The organism is Streptomyces sp. NPDC057854 (genome assembly GCF_042797055.1).
GTDB lineage: Bacteria > Actinomycetota > Actinomycetes > Streptomycetales > Streptomycetaceae > Streptomyces.
In genome coordinates this window covers 192641-210509 of the sequence record NZ_JBHVMF010000002.1, presented here as the reverse complement: position 1 = coordinate 210509, position 17869 = coordinate 192641, and the positions used below count along the sequence as shown (strand labels likewise).

14 protein-coding genes are annotated in these 17869 nt (G+C 74.0%); 11 read left to right on the top strand and 3 right to left on the bottom strand.

Annotated features, from left to right (window positions below; all coding sequences use genetic code 11):
- Positions 1-95: 95 nt before the first annotated feature.
- Together ACFVQZ_RS05250 and ACFVQZ_RS05245 are read right to left on the bottom strand one after the other, a co-directional pair.
- Positions 96-1727 carry a penicillin-binding transpeptidase domain-containing protein gene (locus ACFVQZ_RS05250; protein WP_383619808.1) on the bottom strand — a complete coding sequence of 544 codons (1632 nt, stop codon included), beginning with the start codon at positions 1725-1727 and terminating at the stop codon, positions 96-98.
- 92 nt (positions 1728-1819) lie between these two features.
- Positions 1820-3577, bottom strand: a complete 1758-nt coding sequence (locus tag ACFVQZ_RS05245; RefSeq protein ID WP_383619806.1) for a dolichyl-phosphate-mannose--protein mannosyltransferase — start codon at positions 3575-3577, stop codon at positions 1820-1822.
- A 90-nt stretch (positions 3578-3667) separates the two neighbouring features.
- On the opposite strand from ACFVQZ_RS05245, the gene rsmI reads away from it, so the two are divergent.
- From rsmI to ACFVQZ_RS05195, 10 genes are all read left to right on the top strand, one after another.
- The gene (rsmI, locus tag ACFVQZ_RS05240; RefSeq protein WP_030494723.1) at positions 3668-4513 is read left to right on the top strand and encodes a 16S rRNA (cytidine(1402)-2'-O)-methyltransferase; all 846 of its coding nucleotides are present in this window, start codon (positions 3668-3670) and stop codon (positions 4511-4513) included.
- Positions 4514-4765: 252 nt separating this feature from the next.
- Positions 4766-5188 carry a hypothetical protein gene (locus tag ACFVQZ_RS05235; RefSeq protein WP_030494722.1) on the top strand — a complete coding sequence of 141 codons (423 nt, stop codon included), beginning with the start codon at positions 4766-4768 and terminating at the stop codon, positions 5186-5188.
- Positions 5189-5267: 79 nt separating this feature from the next.
- The gene (locus tag ACFVQZ_RS05230; RefSeq protein ID WP_030494721.1) at positions 5268-6137 is read left to right on the top strand and encodes a TatD family hydrolase; all 870 of its coding nucleotides are present in this window, start codon (positions 5268-5270) and stop codon (positions 6135-6137) included.
- A gap of 99 nt (positions 6138-6236) precedes the next feature.
- Positions 6237-7532 (top strand): resuscitation-promoting factor, encoded by a 1296-nt coding sequence (locus ACFVQZ_RS05225; protein WP_030494720.1) that lies wholly within the window; start codon positions 6237-6239, stop codon positions 7530-7532.
- Between the two features lie 28 nt (positions 7533-7560).
- Positions 7561-8496 (top strand): 16S rRNA (adenine(1518)-N(6)/adenine(1519)-N(6))-dimethyltransferase RsmA, encoded by a 936-nt coding sequence (rsmA, locus tag ACFVQZ_RS05220; protein WP_051787787.1) that lies wholly within the window; start codon positions 7561-7563, stop codon positions 8494-8496.
- Positions 8493-9392: a 4-(cytidine 5'-diphospho)-2-C-methyl-D-erythritol kinase gene (locus tag ACFVQZ_RS05215; protein WP_383619802.1), complete on the top strand. Its 900-nt coding sequence runs from the start codon at positions 8493-8495 to the stop codon at positions 9390-9392. The genes rsmA and ACFVQZ_RS05215 overlap by 4 nt, the downstream gene beginning before the upstream one ends.
- 95 nt (positions 9393-9487) lie before the next feature.
- The gene (locus ACFVQZ_RS05210; protein ID WP_383619800.1) at positions 9488-10774 is read left to right on the top strand and encodes an acyltransferase family protein; all 1287 of its coding nucleotides are present in this window, start codon (positions 9488-9490) and stop codon (positions 10772-10774) included.
- Positions 10775-10838: 64 nt separating this feature from the next.
- The gene (locus tag ACFVQZ_RS05205) at positions 10839-12644 is read left to right on the top strand and encodes an ABC-F family ATP-binding cassette domain-containing protein (protein ID WP_030494716.1); all 1806 of its coding nucleotides are present in this window, start codon (positions 10839-10841) and stop codon (positions 12642-12644) included.
- 112 nt (positions 12645-12756) lie between these two features.
- Positions 12757-14634 carry a PQQ-binding-like beta-propeller repeat protein gene (locus tag ACFVQZ_RS05200; RefSeq protein ID WP_383619798.1) on the top strand — a complete coding sequence of 626 codons (1878 nt, stop codon included), beginning with the start codon at positions 12757-12759 and terminating at the stop codon, positions 14632-14634.
- Between the two features lie 13 nt (positions 14635-14647).
- Positions 14648-16489, top strand: a complete 1842-nt coding sequence (locus ACFVQZ_RS05195; RefSeq protein WP_383619796.1) for a PQQ-binding-like beta-propeller repeat protein — start codon at positions 14648-14650, stop codon at positions 16487-16489.
- Positions 16490-16562: 73 nt separating this feature from the next.
- Here ACFVQZ_RS05195 and ACFVQZ_RS05190 read toward each other — a convergent pair whose 3' ends face one another.
- A complete protein-coding gene (locus ACFVQZ_RS05190) occupies positions 16563-17012 on the bottom strand; it encodes a hypothetical protein (RefSeq protein ID WP_030494713.1) in 450 nt (149 codons plus the stop codon).
- 148 nt (positions 17013-17160) lie between these two features.
- On the opposite strand from ACFVQZ_RS05190, the gene ACFVQZ_RS05185 reads away from it, so the two are divergent.
- Positions 17161-17844 carry a response regulator transcription factor gene (locus tag ACFVQZ_RS05185; protein ID WP_030494712.1) on the top strand — a complete coding sequence of 228 codons (684 nt, stop codon included), beginning with the start codon at positions 17161-17163 and terminating at the stop codon, positions 17842-17844.
- Positions 17845-17869: the final 25 nt, after the last annotated feature.

Genomic DNA, 17869 nt, shown 5'->3' with positions numbered 1-17869 from the left:
GGTAGCGGTACGTGTACGGGGCACGCGACCCGCTTTCCGCCGCGGCTCCGCCCCCCGCCGGGACCCCGCCGGGACCCCGCAGGGCCCCGGCCGACTCAGCCCGCCTTCAGCACCCGCGCCACGACCGGGCCCGCCGCGTCGCCGCCGTGGCCGCCGGACTGGACGACGGCCGCCGCGGCGAGGTCGCCGGAGTAGCCGGTGAACCAGCTGTTGGAGTCGGCCTGGTCGCCGACCTCCGCCGAGCCGGTCTTCGCGCCCTTCGGCGACGGCACCCCGGCCATCGCCTCCCGCGCCGTGCCCTGCGGCGCGGTGGCCGCCGCGTTCATCATCGTCCGCAGGCCGCGCGCGACCTCGCCCGGCAGCGGCTCGGCCTCGGCGAACTTTCGTCCGTCCACGTCCCGCGGCACCAGGTACGGCTGGCGGAACCCGCCGTTCTTCACGGTCGCGGAGACCGACGCCATGTTGAGCGCGTTCATCGTGATCCGGCCCTGGCCGATGTACGAGGCCGCGGTCTCGGTGCCGCTGGACTCGGGCACGGACCCGTCGCTGGTCGTCACCCCGACCGACCACACCTCGCCGAGCCCGAACCAGTCCCGGGCGGTGTCGCCGAGCGCGGTGTTGTGGATCCCCTTGAGCTTCAGCGGGGTGATCGCCTTGATGAAGGCGGTGTTGCAGGACCGGGCGAACGCGTTGGTCAGGTCGCCGCGGGTCGAGAAGCGGTCCAGGTTCTGGAAGGTGTACCCGTCCCACTCCACGGTCGGCGGGCACTCCACCGCGTCGTCCGGCCCGGCGACCCCGTGCCGCATCATCATCGCCGCCGACACGATCTTCATCGTGGAGCCGGGCGCCTGCTGCCCCTGGAAGGCGGTGTTGAAGCCGGACGCCGGGTTGTTGGCGACCGCCCGTATCGCCCCGGTCGACGGCTCGACCGCCGCCACGGCCGCCTTCGGGAAGTCCTTCACGGCCTTCTCCGCCGCCGCCTGCACGCCCGCGTCGATCGTCGTCCGCAGCTCACCGGGCTTGCCCGCCGACAGCACCAGGAGCGTGCTGCCGGGCGTGCCGTCGGCGGTCTCGATCCATGTCTCGACCCCCGCCTCGCCGCCCGCCTTCGCCCCGTACCGCTGCCGCAGCGCGTCCAGGACCGGCACCAGCGACGGGTACTTCTCCGGCGGCAGCGCGACGCCCCGGTGGTCGACGGCCTTCACCTGCGGCGTCTTCGCCTCGCCGGTCCGCAGCGTCGCGCCGGCCGTCAGCTTCGGGTGCAGCACGGCCGGCGTCCAGCGCACCAGCGGCCGGCCGGTGGACTCGCCGCGCACGACGGTCAGCTTCGACTGGTACGTCCACGGCTTCGACACCCCCTCGTACGTCACGGTCGCCTTCACCGTGAACGGCACGACCGCCCCCGTCGGCGTCCCCGCCGTGATCTCCGCCTCCGAGACGCCGGCCCCCTCCCGGTACGCGGCGAGCGCGGGCCCCGCCGTCACCGGATCGTTCGTCAGCTGCCCGGCCCGCTCGGCCTCACCGCCGGCCCAGGCGGCGAGGAAGTCCCGCGCGGTCGCGGTCACTTCCTCCCCCGTCAGCGGCCCGGTCCGCGGCGCCGCCCGCGTACCGATGTCCTGGGAGCCTCCCGTGATCCCGTTCCAGAGGTTGTACCCCCCGTACGCGACCCCGCCCGCGACGACCGCGAACACGCCCCCGACGACACCGACTTTCACTCCACTGCGCATGACTGCGTTCCCTCCCCGTGTGGACCGTCGAGTCAAGCAGCCGCCACTGACAACTGTCGAGCAGCTTCCCCGCAGCCGTCACGTCCGCGCGGCTAGATCCAGGTGTCCAGCCACATCCGCGACCGCCACTGGTCCATCGGGATCGGCGTCGCCGTGTAGATCGGCCAGAAGTAGATGAAGTTCCAGACGATGAGGAGGACCAGGCAGCCCGCGGCCACCGCGCCGAAGGTGCGGCGGCGTTCCGTGGAGCCCTTCGGGCCGACGATCGCGCCGATCATCATCGCCACCGCGAGGCACAGGTAGGGGACGAAGACGACGGCGTAGAAGAAGAAGATGGTGCGCTCCTGGTAGCGCAGCCAGGGCAGCCAGCCCGCGGCGAAGGCGCAGAGGATCGCGCCCGCCCGCCAGTCGCGGCGGAAGATCCAGCGCCAGAGGGCGTACAGCAGGGCGAAGCAGCCGGCCCACCACAGCAGGGGGGTGCCGAGGGCGAGGATCTCCTGGGCGCACTTCTCCGTCGTGCCGGCCGGGCAGCCGGCGGTGCCGGGGGCGGGGGACTCGTAGAAGTACGACACGGGGCGGCCGTTGATCAGCCACGACCACGGGTTGGACTCGTACGTGTGGGGCGAGGTCAGCTTGACGTGGAAGTCCCAGACCTCGGTCTCGTAGTGCCACAGGCTGCGCCACCACTGCGGCATCCAGGACCAGGTGCCGCCGCCGCCCGGCAGGGCGTCCTGCTTGGCGGCCCAGTCCCGGAAGTAGCCCTTGTCGGAGGCGATCCAGCCGGACCAGGTGGCCAGGTAGGCGGCGAGCGCGACCGGCACCGTGGACACGAACGCGGGCAGCACGTCCTTCTTGAGCACCGCGAGGTACGGGCGGACCGCGCCCGCCGTGCGCCGGGCGCCGACGTCCCACAGCACGGTCATCAGGCCGAACGCGGCGAGGAAGATCAGACCGTTCCACTTGGTCGACGCGGCCAGGCCCAGCATCACGCCGGCCGTGATCCGCCACGGGCGCCAGCCGAGCCGCAGGGTCTCGGCGATCTCCGCGTCGGGCCGGAGCACGCCCTCGTCGTCCTCCGGCAGCGCGGCGGCGAGCCGTTTCCGCGCCCGGTCGCGGTCGACGACCAGGCAGCCGAAGGCGGCCAGCACGAAGAACATCAGCACCTGGTCGAGCAGCGCGGTGCGGCTCATCACGAAGTGCAGGCCGTCGACGGCGAGCAGCAGTCCGGCGAGGCAGCCGAGGAAGGTGGAGCGGAAGAGGCGGCGGCCGATCCGGCACAGCATGAGGACGGAGAGCGTGCCGAGGAGCGCGACCATGAACCGCCAGCCGAACGGTTCGAAGCCGAAGATCTTCTCGCCGACGCCGATGACCCACTTGCCCATCGGCGGGTGGACGACGTACCCGGGATCGGTCGGGATGACGACGGAGCCGGGTTCCCTCAGGATCACCTTGTCGATGTCCTTGGGCCAGGCCCCCTCGTACCCCTGGTTGATCAGGGCCCACGCGTCCTTGGCGTAGTACGTCTCGTCGAATATCACCCGGTGCGGATGGCCCAGGTTCCAGAACCGGAGCACCCCGGCGACCGCCGCGACCAGCAGCGGGCCGCCCCACGCGGCCAGCCGCCACAGCCGGTCGGCGGCGGCCGGGCCGAGCCCGAGGAGCGACGTGACCCGCGGCGAGGGCCGGGTGTACGGCGGGTCGAGCCGGTCCCGGGCGCCGAGGGAGAGCGTGCCGGCGGCGGGCGGGCGGTAGCCGAAGCGCCGCAGCCGCAGCTGCCACGACGAGGGCTCGGCCACGGTCTTCGCCATGGAGTGCTGGCCCTCCAGGGCCTCGGGTGCGGTACGGGTCACCGCGCCATCGTAGGGACTGCGCCTGTGCGCGTCGCCTGTCCGGGCGGTACGGGGCGCCGCCGCGGGCGCGGCGCCTGGGAGGATGGGCGGGTGACAGGAACGCTGGTACTCGCAGGCACCCCCATCGGCGACATCGCGGACGCCCCGCCCCGGCTCGTCGCCGAGCTGGAGGGCGCGGACATCGTGGCGGCCGAGGACACCCGGCGGCTGCGCGGGCTGACCCGGGCGCTGGGCGTGCACACCACGGGACGGGTCGTCTCCTACTTCGAGGGGAACGAGTCCGCCCGGACGCCCGAGCTGGTCGAGGCGCTGGCCGGCGGCGCGCGGGTGCTGCTCGTCACCGACGCGGGCATGCCGTCCGTCTCCGACCCCGGCTACCGGCTGGTCGCCGCCGCCGTCGAGGCGGACATCAAGGTGACGGCCGTCCCCGGCCCGTCCGCCGTGCTCACCGCGCTGGCGCTGTCCGGGCTGCCGGTGGACCGGTTCTGCTTCGAGGGCTTCCTGCCGCGGAAGGCCGGCGAACGGCTCGGCCGGCTGCGGGAGGTCGCGGCCGAGCGCCGCACCCTCGTCTACTTCGAGGCCCCGCACCGGCTCGACGACACCCTCGACGCGATGGCCGAGGTCTTCGGCGCCGACCGGCGCGCCGCCGTCTGCCGCGAGCTGACGAAGACGTACGAGGAGGTCAAGCGGGGCCCGCTGGGCGAGCTGGCCGCCTGGGCGAAGGAAGGGGTACGCGGCGAGATCACGGTCGTCGTCGAGGGCGCCCCGGAGACCGGCCCGGAGGAGCTGGACGCGGCCGAACTGGTCCGCCGGGTCCAGGTGCGCGAGGAGGCCGGCGAGCGCCGCAAGGAGGCCATCGCGGCGGTGGCCGCCGAGGCGGGCCTCCCCAAGCGGCAGGTCTTCGACGCGGTGGTCGCCGCGAAGAACGCGACCTGAGCCCCGGAGGGGAGTGGGCGCGGAAGGGTCCGGGAAAGGCCGGGGGAGGCGGGCCGGAAAGGTCCGGGGAAACTCCGGAAAGGCCCTGGAATCGGTAAAGGGATAACCTTTAAGGCAAAGCCGAATCCGGCGCCGCGAGCCGATGACCGGGCGCTTGGCAAGGGAACGCCCAAAAGCGCTCCATGCTTCCTTCCGTACTGATGCGCTCCGGCCCGAAAAGGCGTCCACTGGATCCAGTGGAGAGGAGCTGGCATGAGCGAGACCACCGGCACCGGAACGCCCGTCGCGCACGAGGCGTACGCCTTCGCCTGCATGCGGTGCGGGTACGGCTGGGAGCAGTCCTACGACATCGAGCACCACACGGACGCGCGCGGTGAGGCGTTCGTCGTGTACAAGGCGGACGGCGAGCGGGTGCCCTCACCGCTCTCCAACCCGACCTGCATGAACTGCGGCGGGCACGTGGTGCGGATCATGCGCGCCGGGCAGGTGTCCACCGTCCTCGACCTGATCGCCTCGATGGAGCACCACGGGAGCGGGCCGAAGGAGAACCGGCCCGTCTCGCCGGCCGGGCCGGTCGGCCAGACCACCGGGGGCTCGTCCCCCGCCGAGACGCCCCCGGTCCCGCACCACTGGCACCTCTCCGATCTGCTGCACCCCTTCCGCTCCCGCCACTGAGACCGGCACCGGCGCTGATACCGATACCGGCACCGAAACCGCCGCGCGGACGCGTTCCCGGCCCTCGTACGATCGGACCATGAGTGCCAAGGACGCCCCGCCGCCGCTGCCCGAACCCCTCCTCGTGGAGGTCGCGGACTCGCACACCCATCTGGACATGCAGTCCGGGACGGTCGAGGAGGCGCTGACCAAGGCCGCCGCCGTCGGCGTGACGACGGTGGTCCAGGTCGGCTGCGACGTGAAGGGCTCCCGGTGGGCCGCCGAGACGGCCGAGCGGTACGAGAACGTGCACGCGGCCGTCGCCCTGCACCCGAACGAGGCGCCCCGGATCGTCCTCGGCGATCCCGACGGCTGGTCCCGGCAGGGCGCCAGGGACGCGGGCGGCGACGCGGCGCTCGACGACGCGCTCGCCGAGATCGACCGGCTCGCCGCCCTCCCGCACGTCCTCGGGGTCGGCGAGACCGGCCTCGACTTCTACCGCACCGGCCCCGAGGGCATGGCCGCGCAGGAGCGTTCCTTCCGCGCCCACATCGAGATCGCGAAGCGGCACGGCAAGACGCTCGTCATCCACGACCGGGAGGCGCACGCCGACGTCCTGCGGGTCCTGGACGAGGAGGGCGCCCCGGAGCGGACCGTCTTCCACTGCTACTCCGGCGACGCCGCCATGGCGGAGATCTGCGCCGCCAAGGGCTACTACATGTCCTTCGCCGGCAACGTGACCTTCAAGAACGCCCAGCCGCTGCGGGACGCGCTCGCCGTCGCCCCGCTGGAGCTGGTCCTGGTGGAGACCGACGCGCCCTTCCTCACCCCGGCCCCCTTCCGGGGCCGCCCCAACGCCCCGTACCTGATCCCCGTCACCGTGCGGGCGATGGCCGAGGTCCGCGGGATCGAGGAGACCGCGATGGCGGAGGCGATCGCCGTGAACACGGCCCGCGCCTTCGACTACTGAGGGCCCTCGCCCGCGGAGGGGACCCGCCGCATAACGGTTACGCATCGTGGCCGGGTCGCTTTGGAGAGTGACGGGCATCGGGGCTAGGGTCCCGGCCTCGTGAGCACTTCCCAGGGCAGTCACCGCGCCGGACGGCGGGGGGCGGCGGCCACGCTGCCCCTCCACGAGCAGCCCACCCTCCTCGCCGTGGAGCACGCAGGTCCCGCCCCGGCCCCGGCTCCCGCGCCCGCCCCCGTCCCCGCGCAGGGCGGCCGGGCCGCCGCGCGCCGCGGGGCCCGGCGCCGCAAGGCCGCCCGGCCCGCCGGGGACGGCCTGCGGCGGCTCGTCCCGCAGGCCCTGGTCGTCGCCTTCCTGGCCGGCGGCACCTCCGCCTTCGTCGCCGACGACAAGGCCGTCCGGCTCTCCGTCGACGGCGTCCCCCGCACCCTGCACACCTTCGCCGACGACGTGGACGAACTCCTCGCCGACGAGGGCCTGACCGTCGGCGCCCACGACCTCGTCGCCCCCGCCCCCGGCGAGCCGCTGGCCAGCGGCGACGAGATCGTCCTCCGGTACGGCCGGCCGGTCGCCCTCACCCTCGACGGCCGGCGCCGCCAGGTGTGGACCACCGCCGACACCGTCGACGGCGCCCTGCGCCAGCTCGGCGTCCGCGCCGAGGGCGCCTACCTCTCCGTCTCCCGCTCCGCCGCCATCTCCCGCACCGGCCTCGCCCTCGACGTCCGCACCGAACGCGCGGTCACCTTCCTCGCCGACGGGCGCGAGCGGACCGTCCGCACCAACGCCGCCACCGTCGGCGAGGCCCTCGACGAGGCCGGCATCACCCTCGGCGGCGAGGACACCACCTCCGTGCCCCGCGAGGCGTTCCCGCGCGACGGGCAGACCATCACCGTGCTGCGGATCACCGGCTCCACCCAGACCCGCGAGGAAGCCGTCCCGTACGCCGTCGAGCGGATCCGCGACCCCGGGCTCTTCGCCGGCACCGAGGTCGTCGACCGGCAGGGCGTCCCGGGCCTGCGCCGCATCACGTACCACCTCAGGACCGTCAACGGCGTGAAGCAGCGGCCCCGCCGCACCGGCGAGGAGCTGGTCCGCGAGCCGGTCTCGCGCAAGGTCCGCGTCGGCACCCGCCCGCTGCCCTCGTCCGTCGCCGGCGCCGACGGCCTGAACTGGGGCGCCCTCGCCGCCTGCGAGTCCGGCGGGCGTCCGGACGCCGTCGACCCCTCGGGGACGTACGGCGGCCTCTACCAGTTCGACCCCGGCACCTGGCGCTCCCTCGGCGGCAAGGGCGTCGCCCAGGACGCGCCCGCCGCCGAGCAGACGTACCGGGCGAAGAAGCTGTACGTGCAGCGCGGCGCCGGACCCTGGCCGCACTGCGGGCGGAGGCTTTTCGGGTGAGGCGCCCGACAGGGCCTAGGCTGTACCGGTGAGCACCACCACCGGCCCCGACGGCCCCGACGCCCTCCTCGGCCCCGCCGACATCCGTGAGCTGGCCGCCGCCCTCGGCGTGCGCCCCACGAAGCAGAAGGGCCAGAACTTCGTCATCGACGCCAACACCGTCCGGCGCATCGTCCGCACGGCCGGCGTGCGCCCGGACGACGTGGTCGTCGAGGTCGGGCCCGGCCTCGGCTCCCTCACCCTGGCGCTCCTGGAGGCCGCCGACCGGGTGACCGCCGTCGAGATCGACGACATCCTGGCCGCCGCGCTGCCCGCGACGATCGCCGCCCGGATGCCGGAGCGGAAGGACCGCTTCGCGCTGGTCCACTCCGACGCCATGCTGGTCCAGGAGCTGCCGGGCCCGGCGCCGACCGCGCTCGTCGCCAACCTCCCGTACAACGTGGCCGTGCCCGTCCTGCTGCACATGCTGGACCGCTTCCCGACCATCGAGCGGACCCTCGTCATGGTCCAGGCCGAGGTCGCCGACCGGCTCGCCGCCGGACCGGGCAACAAGGTGTACGGCGTCCCCTCCGTCAAGGCGAACTGGTACGCCGAGGTCAAGCGGGCCGGCGCCATCGGCCGCAACGTCTTCTGGCCCGCGCCCAACGTCGACTCCGGCCTCGTCTCCCTGGTCCGCCGCACCGAGCCGATCGCCACCACGGCGAGCAAGGCGGAGGTCTTCGCGGTCGTCGACGCGGCCTTCGCGCAGCGCCGCAAGACCCTGCGGGCCGCCCTCGCCGGCTGGGCCGGCTCCCCGGCCGCCGCCGAGGAGGCCCTGGTGAAGGCCGGGATCTCGCCGCAGGCGCGCGGCGAGGCGCTGACCGTCGAGGAGTTCGCCCGCATCGCGGAGCACGCGCCGCACGCGGAGCGGCGGAGCGACGAGGACCGCGCGCGGACGCCGGAGAAGCCGGAGGAGACGGCATGAACGCGGTGACCGTACGCGTGCCCGCCAAGGTCAACGTGCAGCTCGCGGTGGGCGCGGCCCGCCCCGACGGCTTCCACGACCTCGCCAACGTCTTCCTCGCGGTCTCCCTGTACGACGAGGTGACCGCGACCCCCGCCGACCGGCTGAGGATCACCTGCGAGGGCCCCGACGCCGACCAGGTCCCGCTGGACGCCTCCAACCTCGCGGCCCGCGCCGCCACCCTCCTCGCCGCCCGGCGCGGCCGCACCCCCGACGTGCACCTGCACATCGCCAAGGCCATCCCGGTCGCCGGCGGCATGGCCGGCGGCAGCGCCGACGGCGCCGGCGCGCTCCTCGCCTGCGACGCCCTGTGGGGCCTGGACACCCCGCGCGAGGTCCTGCTGGAGATCTGCGCCGAGCTGGGCTCGGACGTGCCCTTCAGCCTCGTCGGCGGCGCGGCGCTCGGCGTCGGCCGCGGCGAGCGGCTGACCGAGCTGCCGGTCGCCGGACCCTTCCACTGGGTGTTCGCCGTCGCCGACGGCGGACTGTCGACCCCGGCCGTCTACGGCGAGTTCGACCGCCTCGCCGAAGGCGTCGACGTGCCCGAGCCGGCGGCCTCCCCGGCGCTCCTGGCCGCCCTCGCCTGCGGCGACACCGTCGCCCTGGCCGGCGCCCTCGCCAACGACCTCCAGCCCGCGGCGCTCTCCCTGCGCCCCTCGCTGGCCGCCACCCTCGCGGCCGGCACCGAGGCGGGCGCCCTCGCGGCCCTGGTCTCCGGCTCGGGACCCACGACCGCGTTCCTGGTGAAGGACGCCGAGGCGGCCGGGCAGGTCGCCGACGCCCTGCGCGCCTCCGGCACCTGCCGCGCCACCCACACCGCGACCTCCCCGGCCCCCGGCGCCACCCTCCTCGCCTGAGCCCCCGCCGCCGGCGCCCCGACGCGGGCTACTCAGCCGGGAGTTGAGTACCCGCGCCCTGTCGGCGCCGGTGCGGTCCGCGGGACCGTACCGGCATGGGAATCAGCGCGCGTGAGCTCGCCGCCGCCACCCCGGCGGCGCGCGACCGGTATGTGGACCTGCTGCGGGTCGTCTCGCTCGGCGTCGTCGTCCTCGGCCACTGGCTGATGGCGGCGGTCACCGCCGACGGGGTCGGGAACCTGCTCGCCGTCGTGCCCGGACTCCAGGTCCTCACCTGGGCGCTCCAGGTCATGCCGGTCTTCTTCTTCGTCGGCGGCTTCGCGCACGCCCTCGCCCACCGCTCCCGCCCCGGCTACGCCGACTTCCTGCGGGCCCGGCTGCGGCGCCTGCTGCGGCCGACGATGGTGTTCGTCGCCGTGTGGGGCGCGGCGGCGCTGCTGCTCCAGTGGGCGGGCGCGGACGGCGGGCTGACCGGGGTGGCGCTGCGGCTGGTCACCCAGCCGCTGTGGTTCATCGGGATCTACCTGGCGATGGTCGCGTTCACGCCGCCGCTGCTGCGGGCGCACGAGCGGTACGGCTGGGGCGCCTTCGCGGGGCTCGCCGGGGCCGCCGTCCTCGTCGACGTGCTGCGGTTCGCCGCCGGGGTCCCGTACGTCGAGTTCCTGAACTTCGCCTTCGTCTGGCTCGCCGTCCACCAGCTGGGCTTCCTCCGCGCCGACGGCATGATCCGCCGCCCGGCGCTCCTGGCCGGCGCGGGGCTCGCGGGCGCGGCCCTGCTCGTGGCGCTCGGCCCGTACCCGCTGTCCATGGTCGGGATGCCCGGCGAGAAGGTGTCGAACATGGCGCCGCCGACGCTGGCGCTGCTCTGCCACGGCCTGTGGCTGATCGGCGCGGTGGAGCTGCTGCGCGGCCCGGGCGCGCGGTTCGCGGCGCGGGCGCGGGTCTGGCGGGCGGTGGTCGCGGCGAACGGCATCGCGATGACCGCGTTCCTGTGGCACCTGACGGCGATGCTCGGCGTGTACGGCGGGATGCTCGCGCTCGGCGTACGCCTGCCGGAGCCGGCGACCGGCGCCTGGTGGGCCCAGCTGCCGCTCCGGCTGGCGGCGGCGGCGCTGCTGACGGCCCTGCTGGTCGCGGTCTTCCGCCGCTTCGAGGCCCCGGCGCCGGTGCCCCGCTCCGGCGGCTCGGGACCGCTCGCCGCGCTCGGCATCACGCTGGCCCTGCTGGGCGTGCTGGGCCTGTCGATGACGGGCCTCGGCGGCCTGCTGGAGGGGCACACGGCGACCCTGGTCGCGGTGCGGGTGACGGCCCCGGCGGCGGTCGCGATGGCCCTGGCGGGCTGGCTGCTGGTCGACCGGCCCGGGTACCGCCGCCGCTCGTGAGACGCCGCCCGGGGCCGTGGACGTACCCTGGGACGTCGATCGATCACCCCGCACTGGAGTCAACGTGGCCGTCAACCTGGTCAATGTCGAGAACGTCAGCAAGGTGTACGGCACCCGTGCCCTGCTCGACGGGGTCTCGCTCGGCGTGTCCGAGGGAGACCGGATCGGCGTCGTCGGGCGCAACGGCGACGGCAAGACCACCCTCATCCGGATGCTGGCGCGCCTGGAGGAGGCCGACACCGGCCGGGTCACGCACAGCGGCGGGCTGCGGCTCGGGGTGCTCACCCAGCACGACTCGCTCGACCCGAAGGCCACGATCCGGCACGAGGTCATCGGCGACATGGCCGACCACGAGTGGGCCGGCAGCGCCAAGATCCGGGACGTGCTGACCGGCCTCTTCGGCGGCCTGGACCTGCCCGGCTTCGAGAACGGCCTCGACACGGTCATCGGCCCGCTCTCCGGCGGCGAGCGCCGCCGCATCGCGCTCGCCAAGCTCCTCATCGACGACCAGGACCTGATCGTCCTCGACGAGCCGACGAACCACCTGGACGTCGAGGGCATCGCCTGGCTCGCCGGCCACCTCCAGAACCGCCGCTCGGCGCTCGTCTGCGTCACCCACGACCGCTGGTTCCTCGACCAGGTCTGCACCCGCATGTGGGACGTGCAGCGCGGGGCCGTGTACGAGTACGAGGGCGGCTACTCCGACTACGTCTTCGCCCGGGCCGAGCGGGAGCGGATCGCCGCCACCGAGGAGGTCAAGCGGCAGAACCTGGTCCGCAAGGAGCTGGCCTGGCTGCGGCGCGGCGCGCCCGCCCGCACCTCCAAGCCCCGCTTCCGCATCGAGGCCGCCAACGCGCTCATCGCGGACGTGCCGGAGCCCCGCGACACCAGCGAGCTGATGAAGTTCGCCAACGCGCGCCTCGGCAAGACCGTCTTCGACCTGGAGGACGTGACCGTCACCGCCGGTCCCAAGACGCTTCTGGAGCACCTCACCTGGCAGCTCGGCCCCGGTGACCGCGTCGGCCTCGTCGGCGTCAACGGCGCGGGCAAGACCTCACTCCTGCGGGCACTGGCGGATGCGGCCGTCTCGCAGGGCGAGAAGCAGCCGCCGGCCGGCCGGATCGTCGTCGGCAAGACCGTGCGGCTCGCCTACCTCTCGCAGGACGTCACCGAGCTGCCCGCGCAGCTGCGCGTCCTGGAGGCCGTGCAGCAGATCCGGGACCGGGTCGACCTCGGCAAGGGCCGGGAGATGTCCGCCGGGCAGCTGTGCGAGCAGTTCGGCTTCGGCAAGGAGAAGCAGTGGACGCCGGTCGGCGACCTCTCCGGCGGTGAGCGCCGCCGCCTCCAGCTGCTGCGCCTCCTCATGGACGAGCCCAACGTGCTCTTCCTCGACGAGCCCACCAACGACCTCGACATCGAGACGCTGACCCAGCTGGAGGACCTGCTCGACGGCTGGCCCGGCTCCATGATCGTCATCTCCCACGACCGGTTCTTCCTGGAGCGGACCACCGACCGCACCTTCGCCCTGCTCGGCGACCGGGCCCTGCGGATGCTGCCGCGCGGCATCGACGAGTACCTGGAGCGGCGCCGGCGGATGATCGAGGCGGCGGCCCCGGCGCCCGCCGCCCCCGCCGCGCAGCCCGCCGCCGGCGTCTCCGCCGCCGACGCGCGCGCCGCGAAGAAGGAGCTCCAGAAGGTCGAGCGGCAGATCGACAAGATCACCGAGAAGGAGGCGAAGCTGCACGCGCAGATCGCCGAGAACGCGACGGATTTCGCGAAGGTCGCGAAGCTCGACGCGGAGTTGCGGGAACTCGCGGGAGAACGTGAAGAGTTGGAGATGCGCTGGCTCGAACTCGCCGAGAACGCATAACGACGGCATCACGGACCGGTCCTCCCTTGGGCACAACGGATGGACCGGTCGCTTTTGCGCCACCTCGTGAGTGGTAGAAAGAAAACCCGCTCACAGCAAGGGGGAAGCGCTGATGACCCAGCCGCCCAGCAACCAGCCGCCGGGGGGCTTCGGAGCTCCCCAGGATCCGAACCAGGGCGGCACGCCGCCGGTCCCGCCGCAGATGCCGGCCCAGCCGCCGCAGATGCCGCCCACGCCGCCGCAGGCCCCGGCCCAGCCGCCGGCGCAGCCTCCGCAGGGCGCGCCGCAGGGCCAGCCCGGTTACGGCTACCCGCAGCAGGCCCCGCAGCCCGGTCCGTACGGCTATCCGCAGCAGCCCGGCCAGCCGGGACCGTACGGCCAGCAGCCGGGCCCGTACGGGCAGCCGGGGCCGTACGGCCAGCAGCAGCCGGGGCCGTACGGGCAGCCGCAGGGCGGCCCCTACGGCGGCTACCCGGGGCAGACCCCGCCCCCGTACCCGGGCCAGATGGCCCCGGTGGGCGGCTCCGCCGGCGGGCAGAAGAAGCGCACGGCGCTCGTCGCGGCCGTCGCGGCGGCCGTCGTCGCCGTCGCCGCCGTCACCACCTGGGCCGTCGTCGGCGGCGGTGACGACGAGGAGCCGACCGTCGCGAGCCCGACGGCCAGTGCCTCCAGCGCCACCGCCGCGCCGAAGCCGACCGAGTCGGTCGACCAGGGCGACGGCTCCGGCGACGGCGACAAGGGCTCCGGCGAGGACGACCTCAACGCCGCCCGCCAGGAGGGCGAGGCGAAGGTCAACTTCCTCACCACCAACGACGTCGACCTGCCCCGCAACGGCTCCGAGGTCTTCGGCCCCTGGATCGTCGGCGACACCGTCGTCAAGGCCATGTACAAGGGCGTCGCCGGCTACAGCCTCGCCGACGGCACCAAGAAGTGGTCGGTCGACGTGCCGTTCAAGCTGTGCGCCGCCCCGGCCCAGCCGGGCGCCAACGGCCTGATGGTCTTCGGGTACGAGGAGAGCGCCAAGGACGGCGCCAAGTGCACGATGCTCCAGCAGATCGACCTGAAGACCGGCAAGGCGGGCTGGAAGAAGGCCGTCCCGAAGCCGACCGGCCTCTTCGCCTTCTCCGACAACACCCTCGCCATCGGCGGCAACACCGTCACCGCCGCCGGCAGCAGCAGCGCCTACGGCTTCTCCCTCACCGACGGCCGCCAGGTCTTCACCGGCCCCACCGGCGACTGCAAGCCGTACGCGTACGCCGGTGACGCCACCCGGCTGATCGCGGCCAACCAGTGCCGCACCTCCGACCCCAGCAAGGAGCAGCACACGGTCAGCGAGGTCGACCCCAACACGGGCAAGGCCAAGTGGACCTACAGGCTGGCCGCCACCTGGGAGGTCGACAAGGTCTACTCGGTGAACCCGCTCGTCGTCTCCGCCTTCCAGCGCGAGCAGAAGAAGTGGTCGATCGTCGCGCTCAACCCGAACGGCACCGTCCGCTCCCAGATCCAGGGCGGCGGCAAGGACAAGTTCGCCCCGCGCTGCGGCGGCGGCCTGGTCATCTTCGGCCGCAACCTCCAGGGCTGCACCGGTGTCGCCGCCGCCGGCGACACCTTCTACATGGCGACCGACACCTCCTACGGCACCTCCAACGAGGTCGTCGCCTTCGACCTCAAGACGGGCAAGCCGAAGTGGCGTTCGAAGGCGCCCGAGGAGCAGCAGATGACGCCGCTGCGGATGGAGGGCGGCGAGGTCCTGGTGTACGTCGCGCCCAAGTACGACAAGGGCGGCGCGGTCGCGACGATCGCCCCGGCCGGCGGCGCGCCGAAGATCCTCCTCAAGCACCCGGTGTCCGTCGCGCAGATCGAGAGCGGCTTCTTCAGCGCCGGCTACGCCTACGGCAACGGCACCTTCGTGATCGCGGCGGGCCGCGTCTCGGCGACCAACGACGCCGAGGAGAAGGAGACCAAGACGATGATGGGCTTCAGCAAGTGAGGTACGCGGACCGATGACCCAGCCACCCCCTCCGCCGCCGAACCAGCCCCCGAACCAGCCCCCCGGCGGCTTCCCGCCGCCGGCGGGCGGCTTCGGCGCCCCGCAGGACCCGCAGCAGGGCGGCTTCGGCGCGCCGACGCCCCCGCCGCCGCAGGGCGGGCCCGGCTACGGCTACCCGCAGCAGCCCCCGCAGCCGGGCTACGGCCACCCGGGCCAGCAGCCGCCGCAGCCGCCGCAGGCCCAGCCGCCGTACCAGCAGCCGGTGCCCCCGCCGTACGGCTACCCCAACCAGCCGCAGCAGCCCCAGCAGCCGTACGGCTACCCGACCGCGCCGCAGCAGCCCGCGGCGGTCCCGCCGGGCGGCGGGAAGAAGCTGTCGGCGCAGGCGCAGATCGTCATCGCGGCGGTCGTGGCCGTCGCGCTGATCGTCGGCGGCGGCATCTGGTACGCCAACTCCCAGAAGGACACGCCCCCGGACGCCAAGCCCACCGGCGGCACGAGCCAGTCCCCGGCCGGCGGCGGCGACGCGGCCGGTTCCGGCGGCGGCTCCGGCGGCAGCGGCCTCGGCGGCAACGGCAAGGAGAAGCCCGGCGCGTCGACCGGCGCGTCCCTGGCCTTCCGCATCGACGTGCCGAAGGTGCCCGACACCACGCCGGTCGACGGCTCCTGGCTCACCGAGAAGCACTTCGTGAAGACGGGCGTCAACTCGGTCGTCGGCTACGACATCGCCACCGGCGCCGTCGCCTGGACCGTCCCGCTGGCCGGCCAGGTCTGCGGCGCGTCCCGGCACGTGTCGGCCGACCACAAGGTGCCGATCCTCTTCGAGGAGAAGAAGCGCGTCGCGCCCCGCTACTACCAGAGCTGCAACCAGGTCGGCATGCTCGACCTGACCACCGGCAAGCTCCTGTGGTCCGCCTCGGTCAGCGGCGGCGGCGACGACAAGGCGCGGTTCAGCGAGGTGACGCTCAGCGGCGGCACCGTCGCCGCCGGCGGCACCGACGGCGGCGCCGCCTTCGACGCGGCCACCGGCAAGGTCCGCTGGAAGCCGCAGACCGGCGACGACAACTGCTACGACATGGGGTACGGCGGCGGCGCCGGGCTCGTCGCGGTCCGCAAGTGCGGCCAGTACGGCGCCGAGTCCGTCCTCGTGCAGAACCTCGACCCGGTGTCGGGCAAGCCGCTCTCCCAGTACAAGATGCCGAACGGCGTGAAGTACGCGTCGGTCGTCTCGACCAAGCCGCTGGTCGTCGCCGCCAACGTCGGCGACGCCGCCGACGACGGCAGCAGCATCTCGGACTTCTTCTCGATCGACGAGAAGACCGGGAAGCTGCGTACCAAGATCTCCGCCAACGCCGACCGCTACGCGGCCCGCTGCGGCTCGACGTCGGTGGAGGAGTGCTCGCAGGTCCTCGTCGGCGACGACCGGCTCTACGTGCCGACCGAGGAGCACGACGGCTCCACCGGCGAGTACGGCGACGAGACGAACGAGATCGTCGCGTTCGACCTCGCCACCGGCCGGATGGCGGCGGAGAAGGCCGACGCGGGCGACGGCTACACGCTGATGCCGCTGCGCATGGACGGCGGCGACATCATCGCGTACAAGGTCCCGCCGTACGACAAGGGCGGTCAGATCGTCTCCGTCAACGCGGGCACGATGAAGGAGACGCTGCTCCTGGAGACCCCGTCCGACAAGGGCAACCGGGACATCGAGACCAGCTTCTCCATCACCGGCGCGGAACTCCTCTACGCGGACGGCCGGTTCTTCCTCTCGGCCACCTACGCGAGCAAGGCCCGCCCGAACGAGACCGCCTACGGCAAGAAGTACCTCGCGGTGTCCTTCGCGACGAAGCGCTGACGCTCCCGCCGCCCACCGCACGGAAAGGGCCTCCCCGGCACACCGGGGAGGCCCTTTCCGCGTACCGGGGGGATCAGCCGCCGGAGACGACCGAGTCGTCGATCGGGTTGTACGTCGTCGCCGTCTTCCGGCAGTCGGAGAAGGCGCCGCTCTTGTACTTGCAGACCTCCACCCAGGCGGCCTTGGGGCTGTAGCCGGTCAGGGCGTACGTGGTGACGTTGACGCCGGTGCCGGCGCCGCTCGTCAGGTAGCGGTAGCCCCAGTAGCGGTAGCCCTGGTCGTCGGAGAGCGTGACCAGGCGGAAGGCGACGGCGTAGCCGTCCGGGTTGGTGTCCTGGACGGACATCATGACCGGGTCGAGGCGGTCGGCCCGCCAGGTCCAGCCGGCGACGACCTTGGCGTAGGTCGTCGTCAGGTACACCTCGCTGTTGGGCGCGGCGGCCTGGGCGCTGCCGGCCGTGGCGGGGATGGCGAGGGCGGCCGCGGCGGCGGCCAGGGCGACGGTGCGACGTCGCATGCGCATGTGGGGTCCTTTCGGCGCTTGTGAAGTGATCATGCCAGACATCGCCCGTTCGGGGCGCGGAGGTTGACGGGGTGTGGGGCGGGGGAGCGTGTAGCTTGCCGGGTCAGAGGTGCCGGGGACGGCACGCCCGGGGGATGGGGGAGGACGGATGGGCGTTCGGCTCGTGGTCGTGGACGACCACCGCCTGCTCGCGGAGGCGCTCGCCTCGGCGCTGAAGCTGCGCGGGCACCGGGTGCTCGCGGCGGCGGCGCCGGCGGCCGGGGCGGCGGAGGTCGTGGTGGGCCGGGCGCCGGAGGTCTGCCTCTTCGGCACGGGCGCGCCGGCCGCGCCCGGTGCCTTCGACGCGGTCGCGCGCATCAAGCGGGAGCGCCCGCAGGTGGCCGTGGTGGTGCTGGGCCCGGTGCCGTCGCCGCGCGGGATCGCGGCGGCCTTCGCGGCCGGGGCCTCCGGATACGTGCGGCACGACGAGCGGATCGAGGGCGTCGAGCGGGCGCTGCTGAAGGCCCGGGCGGGCGAGGTGGCGGTGGCGCCGCAGCTCCTCGCCGGAGCCTTCGCCGAGCTGCTGAACCCGGCGGCGCAGCCGGACGACGAGGCCCAGCGCCTGCTGCGGCTGCTGACCCGGCGGGAGGTGGAGGTGCTGGTGCGCGTCGCGGAGGGCGAGGACACCCGGCTGATCGCCACCGGCATGGGCATCGCCCCGAGCACCGCCCGCACCCACGTGCAGCGCGTCCTGATGAAGCTGGGCGTCGGCTCGCGCCTGGAGGCGGCGGCCCTGGCCGCCCGGACCGGCCTGCTGTCCCGGGCCGTCCCCACCCAGCGCACCCCGCGCTGACCTGCCCTCGCGCGGTCGGCCGGGG